Genomic DNA, 19,732 nt, shown 5'->3' with positions numbered 1-19,732 from the left:
GGCGGCCGGGGTGCGCCGGGGACTTGCTACTGGAAGCGCAGGAACCGCGGCGGTACTGCATCCACCAGCCACACCCCGTTGGCGCTGATCCGGAAGACGTGCCCCGCGGCGCGCATCGCCCCCGCGTCCACGCTGAGCACGACCGGCCTGCCGCGCCGCGCGCCGACCCGGGTCGCGGTCTCCCGGTCGGGGGACAGGTGCACGTGGTGGCGGGCCATCGGGCGCAGGCCTTCGGCGCGGATCGCGTCCAGGGCGGCGGCGACGGTGCCGTGGTACAGGTACGCGGGCGGCTCGGCCTCCGGGAGATCCAGGTCCACGGCCACCGTGTGGCCCTGGCTGGCGCGGATCCGGGTGCCGTCGACAGCGAACCGCTGCTTGTCGTTGGCGGCCACGACGTGGTCGAGCTCGGCGCGGCTGAAGGCGAAACCGTGGGCGGCGGCCGCGCGCAGCAGGTCGTCGATCTCCACCCAGCCGTGGGGATCGAGCACCAGTCCGATCCGTTCCGGCTGATGCCGCAGGTGTTTCGAGACATATTTGGACACCTTCACGGTGCGCCTGTCATCCATGACCCCAGCGTGCCCGGTCGAAAGGCCTTCCGGCAGGGATTTTTCGCCGGGCGTGCGGTCGTGGACACCCTCTATCACTCTTCCAAGATACGGAATATATTTTCCGCTGCCACTTCTGCCCAGGGGGAGAAACCATGACAGCCCATACCTCACTGCCACGCCGTGCGGCTGCCGAACTGATCGGTACCGCCGGTCTGCTCGTGGTCGTGATCGGCTCCGGAATCCAGGCCGCCGAGCTCAGCCGCGACACCGGTGTCGCCCTCATCGCGAACTCGGCCGCCTCCGCCATCGGCCTCGGGCTGATCATCACCCTGTTCGGGCCGCTGTCCGGCGCCCACCTCAACCCGGTGGTCACCCTCACCGCCTGGTGGTCGCGGCGTACCGGCGGGGAGGGGCTCGACGCCCGGGAGGCCCTGGTCTATACCGCGGCTCAGACGGCCGGAGCCATCGGCGGCGCCGTCCTCGCGGAAGCCATGTTCGGCCGGACTCCCGGCACCTTCGCCACCCAGGTCCGCGACGGCGGGCACCTGCTCGTGGGCGAGGTCGTGGCCACCGCGGGACTCGTGCTCGTCATCCAGGGCCTCGGGCGCATCGGGCGCCCCAGGCTCATCCCGGCCGCGGTCGCCGCGTACATCGCCGCCGCGATCTGGTTCACGTCCTCCGGGTCCTTCGCCAACCCGGCAGGCACCATCGGGCGCAGCTTCAGCGACTCCTTCACCGGCATCGCGCCGGAGTCGCTCCCCGGTTTCGTCGCGGCCCAGCTGATCGGCGGGATCCTCGGCCTGGTCCTCGCGGGCTTGCTCTACGGCTCCTCCCGGTCCCCCGAGCCCGTGGTGGTGGAGACCCTGTCCGAGACCGGGCCGGTGGACGGCGTGACTCCCACCAAGGCGGCGTACGAGACCATCGGCTGAGACGGGCCCCTGTTGCCCACAGGCAGGCGGGACTTGTCCACAGCCGTTTGGGCAGGTTTTGACGGCAAACGCGTGATCCGCCCTGTGGACTACCGAGTGACTGCCGAGTGCACTTCCGACCGGCCGCCCCCCGTAGCCTCGCGGCGCGCTACCCGTCCGCGCGGCGCGCCAGATCGTTCATTGTCCGGGCCTGGAGCTCCCGCTCCGTCGCGGCCCGGACGAACTCCGCCACATGATCGGCTCCCACCAGTTCCTGCACCGCCCGCACCGTCCCGGCCGGCAGCGCCACCGGCGACGGACCCGACGGCTGCGGGCCCCCGGCCGCCCCCAGGTGCCGCTGCAGATGCCGGGTCGCGAACAGCTGCATCGCCCGCGCCAGCTCCGCGTCCACGGTCTGCTGGGCCAGCGGCCGCAGCCGCCGCACCATCGTCGCCGCCTCCGCCGCGTCCGCGTCGGTGGGGGGAACCTGCCCGAGGTAGCGCGCGAAGACGTGCTCGGTGGTGAACTCCAGGAACCGCGAGGCGATGTGCTCCACCTGCCCGCGCAGCTCCCGCAGGTGCCCGGTGATCGCCGACAGCGGTACCCCGGCCGCGTACAGCTCGGCGGCCACCGCCAGCTCCTGCGGTGAGGGCACGAGGAACTGGTCCGGCCGGCCGGGGATCCGCTCCAGCACCCCCAGCTCGCACGCCTCGTGGACGGCTTCGTCGTCGGGCTTGCCGCCGAACCGCTCGTTCAGCTCCTGCCTGCTGATCCGGGCCGCCTCCTCGTCGGTCCACGGCCCGTGCACCTCGGCGACCAGCCCGAGTACGCCGCCCAGCCCGCGCCCGGCGTCCCAGGCCTCCAGCAGTTCCTTGATGGAGGCCAGCGTGTAGCCGCGGTCCAGCAGGTCCGCGATCTGGCGCAGCCGCGCCAGATGCGTGTCCCGGTAGACGTTGGAGCGGCCCCGCCGCTCCGGCTTCGGCAGCAGACCCCGGTCCTGGTACGCCCGGATCGTGCGCACCGTCGCCCCGCTGTGGTGCGCCAGATCCTCGATCCGGTACTCGGCTACCGCCTGATCGGACAATCCCGGCTCCCTACGACATCGCGGCTCGGCCGACCGCGCCGGCCGCGGCCCGGGCGGCAGGTGAAGCCGCAAGGTGCTCGACCGCCCTGCGCAGCGAGCCCTCCTGCGAGGGATGGTACGACCGCCGGAAGTAGCGGGGTATGGCCGTGCCGAGCTCTCTCCACGTGCGGCCCGGTTCCGGGTCGTTGCGTATGAGGTACGAGGCTCCCCACACCCACAGCCAGGCCAGGACGTACGGGGTCCCGCTCACAGCCTGGGCTCCAGCTTCGCGATGCGCCGCAGGGTGCGCGGGGCGAATCGCGACATCCACAGGGCGCCCTTGGACTCGGGAGTCACCGGGACCACGGCCTCGTTGCGCACCACGGCCCGCAGGATCGCGTCGGCGACCTTCTCCGGCGGGAAGTTGCGTATCCCGTACAGCCGCGACGAGCGTTCCTGGCGGCGCTTCTCCTCGGCCTCGTCCACCCCGGCGAACCGCGAGGTGGCGGTGATGTTGGTGTTGACGATGCCCGGGCAGATCGCGGAGACGCCGATCGACTTCGACGCCAGTTCCGCACGCAGGCATTCCGACAGCATCAGCACCGCGGCCTTCGAGGTGCTGTAGGCGGGCAGGGTCCTGGAGGGCAGGTAGGCGGCGGCGGAGGCGGTGTTGACGATGTGGCCGCCCTGGCCGCGCTCGGCCATCTGCTTCCCGAAGATCCGGCAGCCGTGGATGACGCCCCACAGGTTGACGTCGAGAACCTTCTTCCAGTCCTCGGCGGTGGTGTCGAGGAAGGCTCCGGACAGGCCGATCCCGGCGTTGTTGACCAGGACGTCCACGATTCCGTACTCCGCGGCGACCTTCGCCGCGAGCTTCTCCATCGCCTGCTCGTCGCTGACGTCCGCACATTCGCCCCAGGCCTCGGGGGCGCCGACCAGGCGGGCCATGTCCGCCGTGCGCGCCGCGCCTTCGGCGTTCCGGTCCACGGCCACCACCCGGGCCCCGGCCTCGGCGAACGCGAAGGCGGTGGCCCGGCCGATGCCGCTCGCCGCGCCGGTGACCAGGACCAGCTGGCCGCCGAAGCGGTCGGCGTACCGGCCCGGGGCCTTCTGCTCCGGTGCCCGCGTGGCGGGCTCCTCCCGGATGGTGACGAACTCGGTGATCCAGGCGGCCAGCTGGTCGGGCCGGGTCCGGGGCACCCAGTGCTTGGCGGGCAGCGTGCGGCGCACCAGGTCCGGGGCCCACCGCTCCAGGTCGTCGTAGAGCCGCTCCGACAGGAAGGCGTCCCCGGTCGGGGTGATGAGCTGCACCGGTGCGTGTGCGTACGCGTCGGGGCGCGGACGGCGCAGGCGGGGCCGGACGTTGTCGCGGTAGAGCCAGGCGCCATGGGCCGCGTCCGAAGGCAGCGACGCCGTCGGGTAGGAGCCGACCGGAACCTTCTCGACGCGCTGGAGGATCGCCGGCCACCGCTTGCCGAGCGGCCCGCGCCAGGCGAGCTCCGGCAGCACGGGCGTGTGCAGCATGTAGACGTACCAGGACTTGGCGCCCTGGCCGAGCAGTTGCGCGGCCCGGCGCGGGGTGGGCCGCGTCATGCGCTGCTTGATCCAGTGCCCGAAGTGGTCGAGGGAAGGGCCCGACATCGAGGTGAAGGAGGCGATCCGGCCTTCGGTGCGCGCCACCGTGGCGAACTCCCAGCCCTGGACGGAGCCCCAGTCGTGGCCGACCAGGTGGACCGGCCGGTCGGGGCTGACCGCCTCCGCCACCGCGAGGAAGTCGTCCGTCAGCTTCTCCAGGGTGAAGCCGCCGCGCAGCGGCTGCGGCGCGGTCGAGCGCCCGTGGCCGCGTACGTCGTAGAGCACCACGTGGAAGCGGGACGCCAGCCGCTCGGCGACCTCCGACCAGACCTCCTTGCTGTCCGGGTAGCCGTGCACCAGGACCACGGTGGGCCGGTCGGCCTCGCCGAGTTCGACGACGCACAGCTCGACCCCGCCGGTGCTCACCCAGCGTTCACGCGCGCCCGCCGGTCGTCCCGTCGCACTTGCCTCGCTCATGCCGCTCATGCCGCCTTCTCCTCAGCCCAGCGCCGCACGTGCGGCAGATCGTCGTCCAGCCAGAACGCGGTCTCCTCGGGGTCCCGGGAGTCGGTGACGACCAGGATCTCCTCGAACTTCGCGCCGGTGCCCCGGAAGCCCAGGTGCGGCTCCACCGCCCACAGGCCGGGCTGCGGCGGATGGTCGGAGAAGTGGTACGGACTCCACAGCGGGGACCAGCCCTCACGGTGCCCGTGCAGGGCGTCGGACGCCAGCCCCTTGAGGGACTGGGTGCCGAACCCGAAGGCCGTCGGCGACCAGCGCCGCTCCTTGACCCGGTCGATCTTGTGCGCGATCACCCCGAACGGGTAGGCGCGGTGCCGGTTGGCGTACCCCTGCCGGTTCATGAGCCGCTCGACGTTCTCATAGATCTCGCGCAGCGAGCGGCGCTCACGCACCTGCTCCAGTATCAGCGCGCGGTGGGCCTGCAGATCCGACATGAGCCGGTCCTGCACCGGATTGAGCCCGAGGCTCCCCGAGTAGCCGATGTCGGCCGCGTAGCCCTTGTAGACCGGTGCCATGTCGAGGATGAAGGGCATCCCCGGCTCCAGCTTCCGGTTGGTCGGGAAGAACTGCAGCGGGATCTTGAAGTTCGCGAAGGCGGTGCGGTCACCGAACCAGGCGAAGGGCAGGTGGAACCAGTCGCGCACCCCGCGCTCGCGCAGCCACTCCCGCTGCATCCGCGCGGCCTCCCGCTCCGTCATCCCGGGCCGCAGCTGCGCGGCGACGGTCTCCGCGCACTCGTAGGAGAGGCGTTGCACTTCCCTGAACCCGTGAAAATCGTCCCCTGCCATGGTCAGCACCCGTCTCGGTCGCCGTACGTGCCCGTAAGTTGACACTGATGAATGTGACAATGACTGAAGGTCACGTCAAGGGCCGTGCACGGACCTGTGGACAAAGTTGTCCGGGCCACATCAGCCTCCAGGACGGTCGTGTACGCCTGAAGGCGGAGACGGGATCCAGCTCAAGGTCTGACGTTTCGCGGGAGCCCCGCCACTAACGTCGAACTCGTGACTGTCATCGCGACCGAAAGCCTGAGCAAGCGGTACCCCCGAGTGACCGCCCTCGACCGGCTCTCCCTGGACATCGGGCCTGGTGTGACCGGCCTCGTGGGTGCCAACGGAGCCGGCAAGTCCACGCTGATCAAGATTCTGCTGGGACTGTCCCCCGCCACCGAGGGCAGCGCCGCCGTGCTCGGCCTCGACGTCACCACGCATGGCAGCGCCATCCGTGAACGCGTCGGCTACATGCCCGAGCACGACTGCCTGCCACCCGACGTCTCGGCCACCGAGTTCGTCGTCCACATGGCCCGCATGTCCGGGCTCCCGCCGACCGCGGCCCGGGAGCGCACCGCCGACACCCTGCGCCACGTCGGGCTCTACGAGGAGCGCTACCGCCCCATCGGCGGCTACTCCACGGGCATGAAGCAGCGCGTCAAGCTGGCCCAGGCTCTCGTCCACGACCCCCAGCTGGTCCTCCTCGACGAGCCGACCAACGGCCTCGACCCGGTCGGGCGCGACGAGATGCTCGGCCTGATCCGCCGCGTCTACACCGACTTCGGCATCTCCGTCCTGGTCACCTCCCACCTCCTCGGCGAGCTGGAGCGGACCTGCGACCACGTCGTGGTCGTCGACGGCGGCAAGCTGCTGCGCTCCAGCTCCACCAGCGACTTCACCCAGATCACCACGACCCTCGCGGTCGAGGTCACCGACTCCGACGCGCACCCGGACGGAACCGCCGCCCTGCGCAAGGCGCTCACCTCGGCGGGCCTCGCCCTGCACACGGCCGAGGAGCAGGGTCTGCCCGGCGCCGGCCACATCCTCCTGGTCGAGGCCACGGGCGAGGACACGTACGACACGGTCCGCGACACCGTCGCCGACCTCGGTATCGGCCTGGTCCGCATGGAGCAGCGCCGCCACCACATCGCGGAGGTCTTCCGCGACAACGACCAGCCCGCGCAGCCCATCCAGCAGAAGGGAGCCGGTTCCGATGGCGCCTGACACCTCGACCCAGATCCACAACATCGGCTACCGGTCCTACGACGGCGCCCGGCTCGGCCGCGCCTACGCCCGCAAGTCACTGTTCTCGCAGTCCCTGCGCGGCGCCTACGGACTCGGCCGGTCGGCCAAGTCCAAGGTGCTGCCGATGATCCTCTTCGCGGTGATGTGCGTCCCCGCGCTGATCCTCGTCGCGGTGGCCATCGCCGTTCCCGGTTCCACCGAACTGCCGATCAAGTACACGACGTACGCCCTGACCACCCAGGTGGTCATCGGCCTCTACCTCGCTTCCCAGGCACCCCAGTCGGTCTCCCGGGACCTGCGCTTCAAGACCGTGCCGCTCTACTTCTCACGGCCCATCGAGCGGGTCGACTACGTCGTGGCCAAGTACGCGGCCATGGCCTCGGCCCTGTTCATCCTCACCGCCACCCCGCTGCTGATCATGTGGATCGGGTCGCTGCTGGCGAAGTTCGACTTCGGTGACCAGACCAAGGGATTCGGGCAGGGACTCGTGTCGGTACTGCTGCTCTCGCTGCTCTTCGCGGGCCTGGGCCTGGTGATGGCCGCGCTCACCCCGCGCCGCGGGTTCGGTGTCGCCGCGATCATCGCCGTGCTCCTGATCCCGTACGGCGCGGTGACCGCCGTCCAGGGGATCGCCTACAACACCGGGAACACCGGAGCCATCGACTGGATGGGCCTGTTCTCCCCGATCACCCTGATCGACGGCTTCCAGACGGCCTTCCTCGGCGCGACGTCCGCCTTCCCCGGCGGCGAGGGCCCCTCGGCCGGCACCGGGTTCGTCTACCTGCTCGTCATCCTCGGCCTCATCGCCGGCTCCTACGCCGCCCTGATGGCCCGCTACCGGAAGGCCGGGCTGTGACCATCATCGACATCGACCACACCTCCCGCTGGTTCGGGAACGTCGTCGCCGTCAACGACGTGACCATGCGCATCGGACCCGGTGTCACCGGCCTCCTGGGCCCCAACGGCGCGGGCAAGTCCACGCTCATCAACATGATGGGCGGCTTCCTGGCCCCCTCCACGGGCACCGTCACCCTCGACGGCACGCCGATCTGGTGCAACGAGCAGGTCTACAAGCAGATCGGCGTCGTGCCCGAGCGCGAGGCCATGTACGACTTCCTCACCGGCCGCGAGTTCGTCGTCGCCAACGCCGAACTCCACGGGCTCGACGACGCGGCCGCCCGGCGGGCGCTGGCCACGGTCGAGATGGAGTACGCCCAGGACCGCAAGATCTCCACGTACTCCAAGGGCATGCGCCAGCGCGTGAAGATGGCGTCCGCCCTGGTCCACGACCCGTCCGTACTGCTCCTCGACGAGCCGTTCAACGGCATGGACCCGCGCCAGCGCATGCAGCTGATGGACCTGCTGCGGCGCATGGGCGACGACGGGCGCACCGTCCTGTTCTCCTCCCACATCCTGGAGGAGGTCGAGCAACTGGCCTCCCACATCGAGGTGGTCGTCGCCGGCCGCCACGCCGCCTCGGGCGACTTCCGCAAGATCCGCCGCCTGATGACGGACCGCCCGCACCGCTACCTCGTCCGCTCCTCCGACGACCGGGCCCTCGCCGCGGCCCTGATCGCCGACCCGTCCACGGCCGGTATCGAGGTCGACCTGAAGGAAGGCGCCCTGCGCATCCAGGCCGTCGACTTCGGGCGCTTCACCGAGCTGCTGCCGCAGGTCTCCCGCGCGCACGGCATCCGGCTGCTGACGGTCTCGCCTTCCGACGAGTCCCTCGAGTCGGTCTTCTCCTACCTCGTCGCGGCCTGAAGGAGCTGGCACCCATGTACAACCCCACCGTTGCCCGGCTCACCTACCGGGCCTTGCTCGGCCGCCGCCGGGCACTGATCCTCTTCCTGCTGCCGGCCCTGCTCATCGTCATCTCCATCGCCGTCCGCGCGCTCACGGGTGTCGACGACAAGGTCGCCGCCGACCTGCTCGGCGGCTTCGCCCTCGCGACGATGGTCCCGCTGATCGGTGTCATCGCCGGTACGGGCGCCATCGGTCCCGAGATCGACGACGGGTCGATCGTCTACCTGCTCTCCAAGCCGGTGAAGCGCCCGACGATCATCATGACCAAGCTGATCGTCGCGATCGCCGTCACCATGGCCTTCTCCGCGATCCCCACCCTGATCGCCGGCTTCATCCTCAACGGCAACGGACAGCAGATCGCCGTCGCCTACACCGTCGCCGCCCTCGTCGCCTCGATCGCCTACAGCGCGCTGTTCCTGCTCCTGGGCACCGTCAGCCGGCACGCGGTCGTCTTCGGCCTGGTCTACGCACTGATCTGGGAGTCGCTCTTCGGTAGCCTGGTCTCCGGCGCCAAGACCCTCAGCGTCCAGCAGTGGGCCCTGTCCCTCGCCGAGAAGGTCGCGGGCGAGGGGTACGTCGATGCCACCGTCGGCCTGCCCACCGCCGCGGTCCTGCTCACCGTGGTCACCGTCGGCGCCAACGTCTACGCGGGCCAGAAGCTGCGCCGCCTCACCCTGGCGGGCGAGGAGTAGACCCCGCGCCGCCCCTGCGGCACCCCCTCGCGAAGCTGTGCCCCGCCCGGCCCACCGGCCAGGCGGGGCACAGCTTCGCGCGTCATCATCGGTGCATGATCGAGCACACCGAGCCTGAGCCGTCCAGGCCCATACGGTCCTGGATACGCTCCTCGCCCGGAACGCACATCTGGCTGCTGATCATTGCCGTCACCAGCGTCGTGGTCGTGATCGCGCCCGACCGGGTCGAGCACGTCCTGCTCCACCGCAACAGCAGCAACATCCACCAGCTCGTCCAACACCCCGTCCGGGCGCTCCTCAGCAGCGCCTTCTGGATCGAGAACCCGGCCTCGCTCGCCCTCTACGCCCTGCTCTTCGAGCTGTTCCACGCCCCCGTCGAACGCTGGCTCGGCACGATGCGCTGGCTCCTGATCGTCGCGACGGCCCACATCGTCGCCACGCTGGTCAGTCAGAAGGTCCTGCTGATGGCCATCCAGGACCACCGGGCCCCGCGCAGCATGACCCATGTCGTCGACATCGGCGTCAGCTACGGGCTCGCGGCCTCCATCGGAGTTCTCACCTACCGGCTCCCCAGCCCCTGGAAATGGTTCTACCTCGCCGGCGCCGTCGCCTTCTTCGGGCTCCCTCTCGTCACCGGCGGCACCTTCACCGACCTCGGCCACGCCATCGCGCTCTGCGTCGGCCTGCTCGCCTGGCCGCTCACCCGCAACGTTGTTTCACGTGAAACACGACCTCGTTTCACGTGAAACATCGCTAGTCGGCTTCCGTCTTCACCACGCCGTGCTCCCACGCCCACGCGGCGATCCCCACCCGGTTGCGTGCTCCGAGCTTCGCCTGGACGTTCGCGATGTGGGTCTTGGCCGTCCCCGCGCTGATGAACAGCTCCGCACCGATCTCGGCGTTGGTGAGCCCACGTGCCACCAGGCGCACGATGTCCAGTTCCCGGCCGGTCAGCGGATGGGGCTCGGGCGTCGGCGCAGCGGCCGGCCCGGACTCGGCGATCCGGCTCAGCAGCCGCACCGTGATCTGCGGGCTGATGAGCGTGTCCCCGGCCATCGCCGCCCGGACTCCCTCGATGAGCAGCGCGGGTCCCGACCGCTTCAGAAGGAAGCCGCAGGCGCCGTTGCGCAGCGCGGTGTGCACGTACTCGTCCAGGTCGAAGGTGGTCACGACCACCACCCGTGTCCGCGGTGCCAGCAGCCGGGTCACCTCCAGCCCGTCCAACCGGGGCATCCGGATGTCCGCCAGCACCACATCGGGGCGCAGCTCCCTGGCCAGCGCCACCGCACTCTCCCCGTCCGCGGCCTCCCCCACCACGGTCATGTCGGGCTGCGAATCGAGGATCAGCCGAAAGCCACTGCGGATGTCCTCTTGGTCATCGGCTATCAGGATGCGTGTGGTCACGCCGCCATGATCACCCGACAGGGTGTGGCTGCGTGGGGAAGACCGCGCAAACCCGCCACCCGCCGTCCGTATCCGCCCCGGCCGCAGCGTCCCGCCCGCCGCCTCGACCCGCCCTCGCAGCCCTGCCAGTCCGGTGCCGCTGCGCCGACGGCGGGCCAGCAGCCCGCCCGCGCCCCGGGCCGCGGCGGAGTTGGCCACGCTGAGCTCTACGGCCGCCCCGGCCCGGCGCACGGCGACCCGTACCACGGCCGCCCCGGGCGCGTGCCGGCGTACGTTCGTCAAGGCTTCCACAGCCACGCGGTACGCCGTGGTGTCCGCCTCGCGCGACAGCTCGCGTACGGCAGCAGGGTCGGCGTCCAGCGAGGCGCCGTCGAACCGCTCCACCAGTTCCGGCAGTTGTGCCAGTCCCGGTACCGGAGCGGTCGGGCCGCCCGAGGCCTCCCGCAGGGCGTGCACCGTACGGTCCATCGACTCCAAGGCGCTCAAGCCCGCGGCCTCGATCCGCTCCAGCGCGCGGACCGCCTGCCCGGGATCCTGAGCGGCCACGAACCGGGCCGCTTGTGCCTGCACCACGATGGCGCTCACATCGTGCCCCACGAAGTCGTGCAGATCGCGGGCCAGTTCGAGCTGCTGGTCGCGTCGCGCATTCCTCACGGCCTGCCGCGTCCTGGCCGCCTGGCGGCGTGGATAGCCCCCGGCCAGCAGGGCTCCGAGCGCGGGGAGCGCCCAGAATGCCGCCGCCCCGCACGCCTCCAGCCACGACCCGGACCCCCACACGTGCGGGACCGGCCACAGCGCGACGGCTGCCACGCCCAGCGCAGCCGCGATACTCCCGGACCGCACCGGAGACCAGCGGGCCACCAGAACCAGCAGCGGAAGCAGGAGGCACGCCCCGAGCAGCATCCACACCGCAGGAGCCTCCAGGAACGCCGCGGCCACGTCGACGACAGCAGCCGATGCCAGCAACGGGGCATACGCGGCACGGGGGTTCACGGTCATGAGGCCGACCCTACGAGCGCACGCCCGGGCCGGCCATCTGCCGTTCGGCGGAGGTGGCCGACGATCCACGGCCGGCACCCGGAAATTCGCTGGTACGGGGATTGCCGCGGGGGCAGAGTGAGTTCTGCGGGGAGCAACAAAGGTCCGGGACGGCCACTTCGAGCGCGCCATCGGCGCGGGCCGTCCCGGACCTCTCGTACGTCGTGCGTGCTACGCGGCGCCCAGCAGGCGCTCCAGCACCACCGCGATGCCGTCTTCCTCGTTGGAGGCCGTCACCTCGTCGGCCACGGCCTTGAGCTCCGCGTGGGCGTTGGCCATGGCCACCCCGTGGGCTGCCCAGCCGAACATCGGTATGTCGTTGGGCATGTCGCCGAAGGCGATCGTCTCCGCCGCCTTCACACGCAGCCGGCGCGCCGCCAGCGAGAGACCGGTGGCCTTGGTCAGCCCCAGCGGGAGGATCTCCACGATGCCGGGACCGGCCATCACGATGTCGACCAGGCTGCCCACGGTCGCCCGGGCCACGCTGACCAGCGAGTCGTCGTCCAGACCCGGGTGCTGGATGTACAGCTTGTTCAGCGGGGCAGCCCACATCGCCGCCGTGTCGTCCAGGTAGACGGCCGGGAGGCCCTCCTGCACCTGGTAGCCGGGGCCGAACAGGACCTCGCCGTCCACCCCGTCCCGGCTGGCCGCCAGGGCCAGCGGGCCGATCTCGGCCTCGATCTTCGACAGCGCCAGACCGGCCAGCTGCCGGTCCAGCGTCACCGACGTCAGCAACCGGTGCGCGCCCGCGTCGTAGACCTGCGCGCCCTGCCCGCACACGGCGATCCCCTTGTAGCCGAGATCGTCCAGCACGTGCCGGGTCCAGGGCACGGCGCGGCCCGTGACGATGATGTGCGCCGCGCCCGCCGCGGTGGCCGCGACGAGCGCCTCACGGGTGCGTTCCGAGACGGTGTCGTCGCCGCGAAGCAGCGTGCCGTCGAGATCGGTCGCGACGAGTTTGTACGGGAACGGGGCCGGACTCACTTGGTGATCGGCTCCAGGACCTCACGGCCACCCAGGTACGGACGGAGCACCGGGGGAACGCGAACGGTGCCGTCGGCCTGCTGGTGGTTCTCCAGGATCGCGACGATCGTGCGCGGTACGGCGCACAGCGTGCCGTTCAGTGTGGATAGCGGCTGGGTCTTCTTGCCGTCGCGGTAGCGGATCGACAGCCGGCGGGCCTGGAATCCGTCGCAGTTCGAGGCGGAGGTCAGCTCGCGGTACTTGCCCTGGGTCGGGATCCAGGCCTCGCAGTCGAACTTGCGCGAGGCGGAGGCGCCCAGGTCACCGGTGGCGACGTCGATCACCTGGAACGGCAGCTCCAGGCTGGTCAGCCACTGCTTCTCCCACTCCAGGAGCCGCTGGTGCTCGGCCTCGGCCTCCTCCGGCGCGACGTACGAGAACATCTCGACCTTGTCGAACTGGTGGACGCGGAAGATGCCGCGGGTGTCCTTACCGTACGTGCCGGCCTCGCGGCGGAAGCACGGCGAGAAGCCGGCGTACCGCAGCGGCAGCTTGTCGGCGTCGATGATCTCGTCCATGTGGTACGCGGCGAGCGGGACCTCGGAGGTGCCGACCAGGTAGTAGTCGTCCTTCTCCAGGTGGTACACGTTCTCCGCGGCCTGGCCGAGGAAACCGGTGCCCTCCATGGCGCGCGGGCGGACCAGCGCCGGGGTCAGCATCGGGATGAAGCCGGCCTCGGTGGCCTGCGCGATGGCGGCGTTGACCAGTGCGAGTTCGAGCAGTGCGCCGACACCGGTGAGGTAGTAGAAGCGCGAGCCCGACACCTTGGCGCCGCGTTCGACATCGATGGCGCCCAGCGACTCGCCGAGCTCCAGGTGGTCCTTGGGCTCGAAGCCCTCGGCGGCGAAGTCGCGGATGGTGCCGTGCGTCTCCAGGACGGTGAAGTCCTCCTCGCCGCCGACCGGGACGTCCTCGTGGACGATGTTGCCGAGCTGGAGGAGGAGCTGCTTGGCGGCTTCGTCGGCCTCGTTCTGCTCGGCCTCGGCCGCCTTGACGTCCTGCTTGAGCTGCTCGGCCTTCTTCAGCAGCTCGGCCCGCTCCTCAGGAGAGGCCTTGGGAATGAGCTTGCCGAGCGACTTCTGTTCATTGCGCAGTTCGTCGAAGCGCGCGCCGGAGGACCTGCGGCGCTCGTCGGCGGAGAGCAGTGCGTCGACGAGCCCGACGTCCTCTCCACGGGCGCGCTGCGAGGCGCGGACACGGTCAGGGTCTTCACGGAGCAGCCGGAGGTCAATCACCCCACCAGGCTACCGGGCGGGGCTTCCTGGGATCACACCGATATCACGCTGCGTGTCGCTATGTCTCAATTGCGGCAAATGGATAAGTCTTGGCGGCTGGCCAGAAGTGATGCTTCTCAGGTGGTCAATAAAAGCGGGCCCATTCCCCGAAAAGGGGCACAACGTCGGGGTGCGCGCGGCCTGAGCAGGATCGGAAGGGGTTTCCTTGTCCACAGGGATTCCCGCCGCCCGCACCTTATCCACAGGCTGTGCGTCGCATCTGTGGACACGGAAATCGATCATTCCCAACCTGGGGCGGCCCTGGGCGAATCAAGGTTCAAACCACCCTCACACACTCATTCGGGTGGGAATGACTCGCCCCAAAGAGTTGATCTGCGATACGGGGGTGACGTCGTTCACCTCCCGCTCCCCAGCGCGAAACCTGGGCCCCGCGACCGATTTGTCGACCTTGTCGCGCCGTTCTGTCGACTTGTCCCCAGGTCCCCAACTCGCCCTGTGGATAACTCTGTGGACAGTGGACGAAGCCCTAGGCCCGGCCGTCGAGGCAACGCGTCAGCCAGTCGGAGGCTGCCGTGAAATCACCGTCGGAGGTTCCGGGACGCGGAGCGCGCACGTCACCCTGAGCGACACCCGCACGCGGGTAGGAGCCGAGGAAGCGGACCTGGGGGCAGGTCCGCTTGAGGCCCATGAGGGCCTCGCTGACCCGCCGGTCGGAGATGTGACCCTCGGCGTCGACCGCGAAGCAGTAATTGCCGATGCCCTGTCCGGTCGGCCGGGACTGGATCAGCATCAGGTTGACCCCGCGCACGGCGAACTCCTGGAGGAGTTCCAGCAGCGCACCGGGGCGGTCGTCGCCGAGCCACAGCACGACGGACGTCTTGTCGGCACCGGTCGGGGCGGCAGGCCGGGCGGGGCGCCCGACGAGCACGAACCGGGTCTCGGCGTTCTCCGCGTCGTGGATCTCGGTCACCAGCGGGACGAGCCCGTAGGTGGCCGCGGCGAACTCGCCGGCGAATGCCGCGTCGAAGCGGCCTTCCTGGACCAGCCGGGCGCCGTCGGCGTTGGAGGCGGCCGACTCCCACACCGCGTCGGGCAGGTTCGCCCGCAGCCAGTTGCGTACCTGGGGCTGGGCGACCGGGTGCCCGGTGACCGTCTTGACGTCCGAAAGGGCTGTGCCCGGTCGCACGAGCAGCGCGAACGCGATGGGCAGCAGCACCTCGCGGTAGATCATCAGCGGTTCGCCGGAGGCCAGCTCGTCGAGGGTGGCGGTGACCCCGCCCTCCACCGAGTTCTCGATCGGGACGAGGGCGGCAGCGGCCTCGCCGTTGCGCACCGCGTCCAGGGCGGCCGGGACCGACACCATCGGGACGAGCTCCCGGGTGGCGGCTTCCGGCAGCGTGCGGAGGGCGGCTTCGGTGAAAGTGCCCTCGGGACCGAGATATGTGAAGCGGGTGGCCGACATGCGATCAGCCTAATGCCGGGGTGTTGCCCGAAGGAGCGGGTGTTCACGCTTCGAGCAGCCGCTGTCCCACGTACTCACCGGGGCGGGGGCCGGGCGGAACCGCGTACAGGCCGCTGGACTCGTGCCGGATGAAGGCGGACAGCGCGTCACCCCGGTCGAGCTTGCGCTGGACGGGGACGAATCCGCGCAGCGGGTCGGCCTGCCAGCAGACGAAGAGGAGCCCGGCGTCGGGGGACCCGTCGATGCCGATCCCGTCGTGGAAGGAGAACGGGCGCCGCAGCATGGCGGCCCCGCCGTTCTGCTCGGGGGCGGAGATCCGGGCGTGGGCGTTGGACGGGATGACCGGCTTGCCGTCGGGGCCGAACTTGTCGAGCGCCATCTCGGTCGTCTCGCCGCCGCCGGTGAGCGGGGCGCCGGTGGCCTTGGTACGGCCGATGACCTGCTCCTGCTGTGCGAGGGACTGCTTGTCCCAGTCGTCGAGCAGCATCCGGATGCGCCGGACGACGGCGTACGAGCCCCCGGCCATCCAGGAGTGCTCAGCCGGCCCGGGGCCCGCCGCGGGCACGAAGATCCGCTTGTCGAAGTCGGGCTCCGAGAGCTTCGGGTTCCCGGTGCCGTCGATCTGGCCCATGAGGTTGCGGGCGGTCATCGGGGAGGCGGTGGCGCCGGGGGAACGGTTGAAGCCGTTCATCTGCCAGCGGACGCGGGCGGCCTCACCGGCGTCCTTCTGAAGGGCGCGCAGGGCGTGGAAGGCGACGAGCCCGTCGTCCGCGCCGATCTGGATCCACAGGTCGCCGTTGCTGCGCCGATCGTCCAGCCGGTCGGAGGAGAAGTCCGGCAGCGGGTCGAGGGCGGCGGGGCGGCGGGCGCTCAGGCCGGTGCGTTCGAAGAAGGAATGGCCGAAGCCGAACGTGACAGTCAGGGAGGACGGACCGGCGTCGAGGGCGATGCCGGTGTCCTCGGACGCGGCGGTCTCGCCCGCCATGAGCCGGCGGGCGGTTTCGGACCAGCGTCGTAGCAGTGCGGCGGCCTCCGTGCGGCCCGCGCCTGCGGCGAGGTCGAAGGCGACGAGGTGCCCCTTGGCCTGCAGGGGCGTGGTGATGCCGGCCTGGTGGTCGCCGTGGAAGGCGGCCTGGGTGGCACCGAGGGAGGACAGCCGCGAGGCGCCCCCGGCGCCGGAGGTGTTCGCGGGGTCGGCGAGTGCGGAGTGCGCGAGCGCGCCACCTGCGGCGCCCAGCGCAAGGCCGGCGGCGCCTGCGGCGCCGACGGTGCCCAGCAGGCGGCGGCGGGAGATCTCGATGTCGGGGTTGCTCTCGGTCACGCTGGTCAGCCGATCTTCACGGTCTTCTGGACGGTCGTCTGGTCGATGTCGGAGGTACGGACGGTTACGTCGATGCGCCACTCGCCGGCGAGCGGCAGCTGTACGCCCGACGCGGTCCAGTGTCCGGGGGCGGAGCGGTCGGGCAGCACCGGCAGGGGGCCGATGTCCTTCGCGGGCAGGGTGAAGGACACCTTGATCTCGGGGAGGTCGAGGGGCTTTCCGTCCTCGGAGTCGGCCCAGAGGTGGAGGGTGTTGGCGCCGACCCGGCCCGGGTCGAGTTCGAGGCGGACGTTCCCCTTGCCGTTCCGGCCGCCGGTGTCGAAGGGCAGGGTGATCTTGACGGCGCGGTCAGGTACGGCGGTGGCGGCAGAGCCCCGGGTCGTCTCCCGCTCGACGGTGCGCCCGGGCTCGGTGCTCGTGAGGACCGTGGTGACCGCGAGCAGGGCCACGGCGACACCGGTCTCGGCGAGGACGGAGCGGCGCAGGCCTGCGCGCTCCGGGTCGGCGTCACGCGCCCGCTTCTCGCGCGCGCTCTCACGGGCGGCCCGCTGCCGGGCGAGCTGGGCCGCCCGTCGGGGGTCGGCGGGCACGGTGACGGGCGATGTTTCACGTGAAACATCCGCTGCGGCGGTGACCGTTTCACGTGAAACATCGGCGGTGGACTCGGTGGACTCGGAGAGCCGTGCGGTCCACTTCCGGGACACATAGGCGATGCCGACGAGAACGGTGACCAGCCCGACCTTCAGGAGCAGCAGCCGTCCGTATGAGGTTCCTGTGAGGGCGGACCAGGTTCCGAGCTGGCGCCAGGACTGGTAGACGCCGGTGACGACGAGCACCAGGACGCTGACGAAGGCGACCCGGGAGAAGCGCCGGACCGCCGACCGCTCGATCCCGGGGATCTTGTACAGGGAGAGGAGCAGCGCGGCGAGGCCGCCGAGCCAGGTGGCGACGGCCAGCAGGTGCAGGATGTCGGCGGGCATGGCGATGCCGGGCTGGATCCCCGTGGAGGCGTGCTCGGACAGGGACCAGGTGGCGGCGATGCCGCCGGAGACAACGGCGCCGCCGATGCCCAGGCCGAAGGTGAGATCGCTGGTGTCCTTGACCTCCTCCGCCGTCGTGGCGCCCTGCAGGCGTCGGGCGTAGACACCGAAGAGGACCGCGATGAAGAGGGCGGCTGCACCCAGCAGGAGCAGCCGGGAGATCAGTGAGGCGCCGGTCTTGGTGTCCAGGACGGCCTTGAGTCCGTCGAGGTCGAAGACGTCGGCGAACTTCCCCGACCCGGTGTACGGGGTGCGGAGCACCAGCATCGCGAGGGTGGCGGCGGTGAGGGTCACCCAGGCGCGTACGACGAGCTTCTGGAGCGGGCGTTCGGCAGCTCCCCGGCGCAGGCACAGCAGGATGAAGGCGGCGCCGCCGACGAGGACCGTGAAGCCGGTGTAGGCGGCGTAGCGGGCGATCCCGTACGCGATGCCGACGGGTCCCCCGCCCGCCTGCCGGGCGGGGAGGGTGACGGCGGTGGCCGAGGGCGCTCCGACGGAGAAGGTGAAGGCACCGGAGATCGGGTGGCTGTCGGCGGAGACGGCCTGCCAGGCCACGGTGTAGGTGCCGTTGGGCAGGCCGGAGTGGAGTGCGGTGCCGTAGCGGATGGTGTTCCCGCTGCACATGTCGCGCAGTTCGCCGGTGTCCACGCGCTTGCCTTGGGGGTCCAGCACGCGGATGGAGTCGTCGCCCATGGCGACCTGCTCCGAGAAGGAGAGGGTGACCTGGGCGGGGGCCGTGGCGACCACCGCCCCGTCCTTGGGGTCGCTCGCGGTGAGTGCGGCGTGCGCCGAGGCCGGAGAGGCCGCGGTGAACAGGGTTGCCAGCAGGGCTGCGAGGACCAGCGCGAACCGCGGCAGAAGTGCCGTGGCCCGGGCGTGGACCGTGGATGGGGCGGGGGCGGTGGCCGTCATGGCGTGTGGCTTCCTCGGTCCGTCAGTGGGCGTTGGAGTTCTGCGCGGTGTACGTCCGTTCCTTCACGTCGAGTTCGACCTTGACGGGGTCGGCCTTCTCGAAGCGGAGCTCGACGGTGACCTTGTCGCCGACCTTCGGGGTGCTCTTGAGCCCCATGAACATGATGTGGTTGCCGCCGCGTTCCAGCTTGAGCTCACCGTTGGCAGGCACGTCCAGGGACGGGACCTGCTGCATCTTCTGGTCCTTGCTCTCGTGGATCTGCAGATCGTCGGAGAGCGTCGAGGTGACACCAGTGAGCTTGTCGGCGGTCTTGGAGTCGTTCTTGATGACCATGAACGCGCCGGCCATCTTGTCGTTGACGGGCTCGGGCATGAAGGCTCCGCCGACCGTCGGCGCGGGCTTGGCCGCGTCATCCTTGGAGCTCGAACAGCCGGATATGGCGAGTGCTGCCGTCAGGGAGAGGGCGGCGGCGAGGGTGCGGGTGGTGCGGGCGTTCACGGGTTCTCTCCCTTGATGAGCTTCGGCAGGTCCTTGGTGTAGTCGTCGACGGTGGCGCCCTCGCCGTAGAGGACGTAGCCCTCGTCGGTCTTGGGCGAGAACGCGATGACCTGGGCGCCGTGCATGGAGACGACGCTGCCGTCGGCCTCCTTCTTGGCGGCCTCGATACCGATGCCGAGCGAGCGTGCGGCGACCTGGATGGTGGCGAAGTCCCCGGTGAGCCCGGTGAAGGACGGGTCCTGGGACTTGAGCCACGCGCCGAGGGAGTCGGGAGTGTCCCGTTCGGGGTCCGTCGTGACGAAGACGACCTGGAGCTTGTCCTGGTCGGTCTGGGGGAGCGCCTTCTTGGCGACGGCGATGTTGCTCATCGTCAGCGGGCACACGTCGGGGCAGTTGGTGTAGCCGAAGTAGATGAGCGTCGGCCTGCCCTTGGTCTGCTCCCGCAGGTTCCACGGCTTGCCGGTGGTGTCCGTGAGGACCAGCTCCGGCTTGCTGAAGGGGCGGTCCAGAACGGTCGCGGCCTTGCCCTTGTTCTGGCCGCCGGAGATCTGGGTGACCGAGTTGGTGTCGGCGGGCTGGCCGCCGCAGGCGGTCAGGGTGAGCGCGGCCGCAGCTAGGAGAGCGGCGACCGTCCAACGTGTGGTGCGCATGGAAGGGTGTCCCTGAGAT

General features: G+C 70.5%; 18 protein-coding genes and 2 pseudogenes. 6 read left to right on the top strand and 14 right to left on the bottom strand.

Translation table 11 applies throughout. The annotated features are described in order from the left end of the window. Positions 1 to 26: 26 nt before the first annotated feature. Positions 27 to 566 carry an RNA 2'-phosphotransferase gene (locus OG429_RS19340; RefSeq protein ID WP_328926545.1) on the bottom strand — a complete coding sequence of 180 codons (540 nt, stop codon included), beginning with the start codon at positions 564 to 566 and terminating at the stop codon, positions 27 to 29. A gap of 134 nt (positions 567 to 700) precedes the next feature. Here OG429_RS19340 and OG429_RS19335 point away from each other — a divergent pair, with 134 nt between their 5' ends. Next, a complete protein-coding gene (locus OG429_RS19335; protein WP_328926544.1) occupies positions 701 to 1,477 on the top strand; it encodes an aquaporin in 777 nt (258 codons plus the stop codon). 148 nt (positions 1,478 to 1,625) lie between these two features. Here OG429_RS19335 and OG429_RS19330 read toward each other — a convergent pair whose 3' ends face one another. The 4 genes and pseudogenes from OG429_RS19330 to OG429_RS19315 all read right to left on the bottom strand — a co-directional run bounded on the left by OG429_RS19330 (position 1,626) and on the right by OG429_RS19315 (position 5,404). Beyond that, positions 1,626 to 2,540: a MerR family transcriptional regulator gene (locus OG429_RS19330; protein WP_328926543.1), complete on the bottom strand. Its 915-nt coding sequence runs from the start codon at positions 2,538 to 2,540 to the stop codon at positions 1,626 to 1,628. Positions 2,541 to 2,550: 10 nt separating this feature from the next. Beyond that, positions 2,551 to 2,793, bottom strand: a pseudogene (locus OG429_RS19325) (metal-dependent hydrolase); the annotation flags it as partial. Then, entirely contained in the window at positions 2,787 to 4,580 is a 1,794-nt protein-coding gene (locus OG429_RS19320; protein WP_328926542.1) for an SDR family oxidoreductase, read from the bottom strand. The pseudogene OG429_RS19325 and the gene OG429_RS19320, both read right to left, overlap by 7 nt. After that, on the bottom strand, positions 4,577 to 5,404 hold the full coding sequence (locus OG429_RS19315; protein ID WP_328926541.1) for a M24 family metallopeptidase: 828 nt from the start codon (positions 5,402 to 5,404) through the stop codon (positions 4,577 to 4,579). Before OG429_RS19315 ends, OG429_RS19320 begins: the two co-directional genes overlap by 4 nt. Positions 5,405 to 5,620: 216 nt before the next feature. Here OG429_RS19315 and OG429_RS19310 point away from each other — a divergent pair, with 216 nt between their 5' ends. The 5 genes from OG429_RS19310 to OG429_RS19290 all read left to right on the top strand — a co-directional run bounded on the left by OG429_RS19310 (position 5,621) and on the right by OG429_RS19290 (position 9,875). Then, entirely contained in the window at positions 5,621 to 6,610 is a 990-nt protein-coding gene (locus OG429_RS19310; RefSeq protein WP_328926540.1) for an ABC transporter ATP-binding protein, read from the top strand. Continuing rightward, the gene (locus OG429_RS19305; RefSeq protein WP_328926539.1) at positions 6,600 to 7,487 is read left to right on the top strand and encodes an ABC transporter permease subunit; all 888 of its coding nucleotides are present in this window, start codon (positions 6,600 to 6,602) and stop codon (positions 7,485 to 7,487) included. Before OG429_RS19310 ends, OG429_RS19305 begins: the two co-directional genes overlap by 11 nt. Beyond that, positions 7,484 to 8,395 (top strand): ABC transporter ATP-binding protein, encoded by a 912-nt coding sequence (locus tag OG429_RS19300; protein ID WP_328926538.1) that lies wholly within the window; start codon positions 7,484 to 7,486, stop codon positions 8,393 to 8,395. The genes OG429_RS19305 and OG429_RS19300 overlap by 4 nt, the downstream gene beginning before the upstream one ends. A 14-nt stretch (positions 8,396 to 8,409) precedes the next feature. Further along, on the top strand, positions 8,410 to 9,129 hold the full coding sequence (locus tag OG429_RS19295; RefSeq protein ID WP_328926537.1) for an ABC transporter permease: 720 nt from the start codon (positions 8,410 to 8,412) through the stop codon (positions 9,127 to 9,129). A gap of 95 nt (positions 9,130 to 9,224) precedes the next feature. Beyond that, the gene (locus OG429_RS19290) at positions 9,225 to 9,875 is read left to right on the top strand and encodes a rhomboid-like protein (protein ID WP_328926536.1); all 651 of its coding nucleotides are present in this window, start codon (positions 9,225 to 9,227) and stop codon (positions 9,873 to 9,875) included. 7 nt (positions 9,876 to 9,882) lie between these two features. Here OG429_RS19290 and OG429_RS19285 read toward each other — a convergent pair whose 3' ends face one another. From OG429_RS19285 to OG429_RS19245, 9 genes and pseudogenes are all read right to left on the bottom strand, one after another. Further along, positions 9,883 to 10,533, bottom strand: coding sequence for a response regulator transcription factor (locus tag OG429_RS19285; protein WP_328930344.1), 651 nt, complete (start codon positions 10,531 to 10,533; stop codon positions 9,883 to 9,885). A 495-nt stretch (positions 10,534 to 11,028) separates the two neighbouring features. Further along, positions 11,029 to 11,436, bottom strand: a pseudogene (locus OG429_RS19280) (histidine kinase); the annotation flags it as partial. A gap of 306 nt (positions 11,437 to 11,742) precedes the next feature. Then, a complete protein-coding gene (locus OG429_RS19275; RefSeq protein ID WP_328926535.1) occupies positions 11,743 to 12,555 on the bottom strand; it encodes an HAD family hydrolase in 813 nt (270 codons plus the stop codon). Next, positions 12,552 to 13,829, bottom strand: coding sequence for a serine--tRNA ligase (serS, locus tag OG429_RS19270; protein ID WP_328926534.1), 1,278 nt, complete (start codon positions 13,827 to 13,829; stop codon positions 12,552 to 12,554). Before serS ends, OG429_RS19275 begins: the two co-directional genes overlap by 4 nt. 526 nt (positions 13,830 to 14,355) lie before the next feature. Further along, complete coding sequence (pheA, locus tag OG429_RS19265) at positions 14,356 to 15,291, bottom strand: prephenate dehydratase (RefSeq protein WP_328926533.1); 936 nt, start codon at positions 15,289 to 15,291, stop codon at positions 14,356 to 14,358. A gap of 43 nt (positions 15,292 to 15,334) precedes the next feature. Beyond that, a complete protein-coding gene (gene efeB, locus OG429_RS19260; RefSeq protein ID WP_443051312.1) occupies positions 15,335 to 16,621 on the bottom strand; it encodes an iron uptake transporter deferrochelatase/peroxidase subunit in 1,287 nt (428 codons plus the stop codon). Then, a complete protein-coding gene (locus OG429_RS19255) occupies positions 16,618 to 18,564 on the bottom strand; it encodes a copper resistance CopC/CopD family protein (RefSeq protein ID WP_328926531.1) in 1,947 nt (648 codons plus the stop codon). The genes efeB and OG429_RS19255 overlap by 4 nt, the downstream gene beginning before the upstream one ends. 22 nt (positions 18,565 to 18,586) lie before the next feature. After that, a complete protein-coding gene (locus tag OG429_RS19250; protein WP_328926530.1) occupies positions 18,587 to 19,063 on the bottom strand; it encodes a copper chaperone PCu(A)C in 477 nt (158 codons plus the stop codon). Then, positions 19,060 to 19,713 (bottom strand): SCO family protein, encoded by a 654-nt coding sequence (locus OG429_RS19245; protein ID WP_328926529.1) that lies wholly within the window; start codon positions 19,711 to 19,713, stop codon positions 19,060 to 19,062. The genes OG429_RS19250 and OG429_RS19245 overlap by 4 nt, the downstream gene beginning before the upstream one ends. Between the last annotated feature and the right edge of the window lie 19 nt (positions 19,714 to 19,732).

It is taken from the genome of Streptomyces sp. NBC_00190 (assembly GCF_036203305.1).
Classification (GTDB): domain Bacteria; phylum Actinomycetota; class Actinomycetes; order Streptomycetales; family Streptomycetaceae; genus Streptomyces.
The sequence above is the reverse complement of the archived record's forward strand: the minus strand, read 5'-3'. Positions and strand labels throughout refer to the sequence as shown.

What these genes read in the sequence shown, in the direction of transcription:
- OG429_RS19320 (WP_328926542.1), bottom strand. Translation starts at nt 4,580, where the DNA reads ATGAGCGGCATGAGCGAGGCAAGTGCGACGGGACGACCGGCGGGCGCG.
- OG429_RS19335 (WP_328926544.1), top strand. Translation starts at nt 701, where the DNA reads ATGACAGCCCATACCTCACTGCCACGCCGTGCGGCTGCCGAACTGATC.
- OG429_RS19245 (WP_328926529.1), bottom strand. Translation starts at nt 19,713, where the DNA reads ATGCGCACCACACGTTGGACGGTCGCCGCTCTCCTAGCTGCGGCCGCG.
- OG429_RS19340 (WP_328926545.1), bottom strand. Translation starts at nt 566, where the DNA reads ATGGATGACAGGCGCACCGTGAAGGTGTCCAAATATGTCTCGAAACAC.
- OG429_RS19295 (WP_328926537.1), top strand. Translation starts at nt 8,410, where the DNA reads ATGTACAACCCCACCGTTGCCCGGCTCACCTACCGGGCCTTGCTCGGC.
- OG429_RS19315 (WP_328926541.1), bottom strand. Translation starts at nt 5,404, where the DNA reads ATGGCAGGGGACGATTTTCACGGGTTCAGGGAAGTGCAACGCCTCTCC.
- pheA (WP_328926533.1), bottom strand. Translation starts at nt 15,291, where the DNA reads ATGTCGGCCACCCGCTTCACATATCTCGGTCCCGAGGGCACTTTCACC.
- OG429_RS19290 (WP_328926536.1), top strand. Translation starts at nt 9,225, where the DNA reads ATGATCGAGCACACCGAGCCTGAGCCGTCCAGGCCCATACGGTCCTGG.
- OG429_RS19255 (WP_328926531.1), bottom strand. Translation starts at nt 18,564, where the DNA reads ATGACGGCCACCGCCCCCGCCCCATCCACGGTCCACGCCCGGGCCACG.
- OG429_RS19305 (WP_328926539.1), top strand. Translation starts at nt 6,600, where the DNA reads ATGGCGCCTGACACCTCGACCCAGATCCACAACATCGGCTACCGGTCC.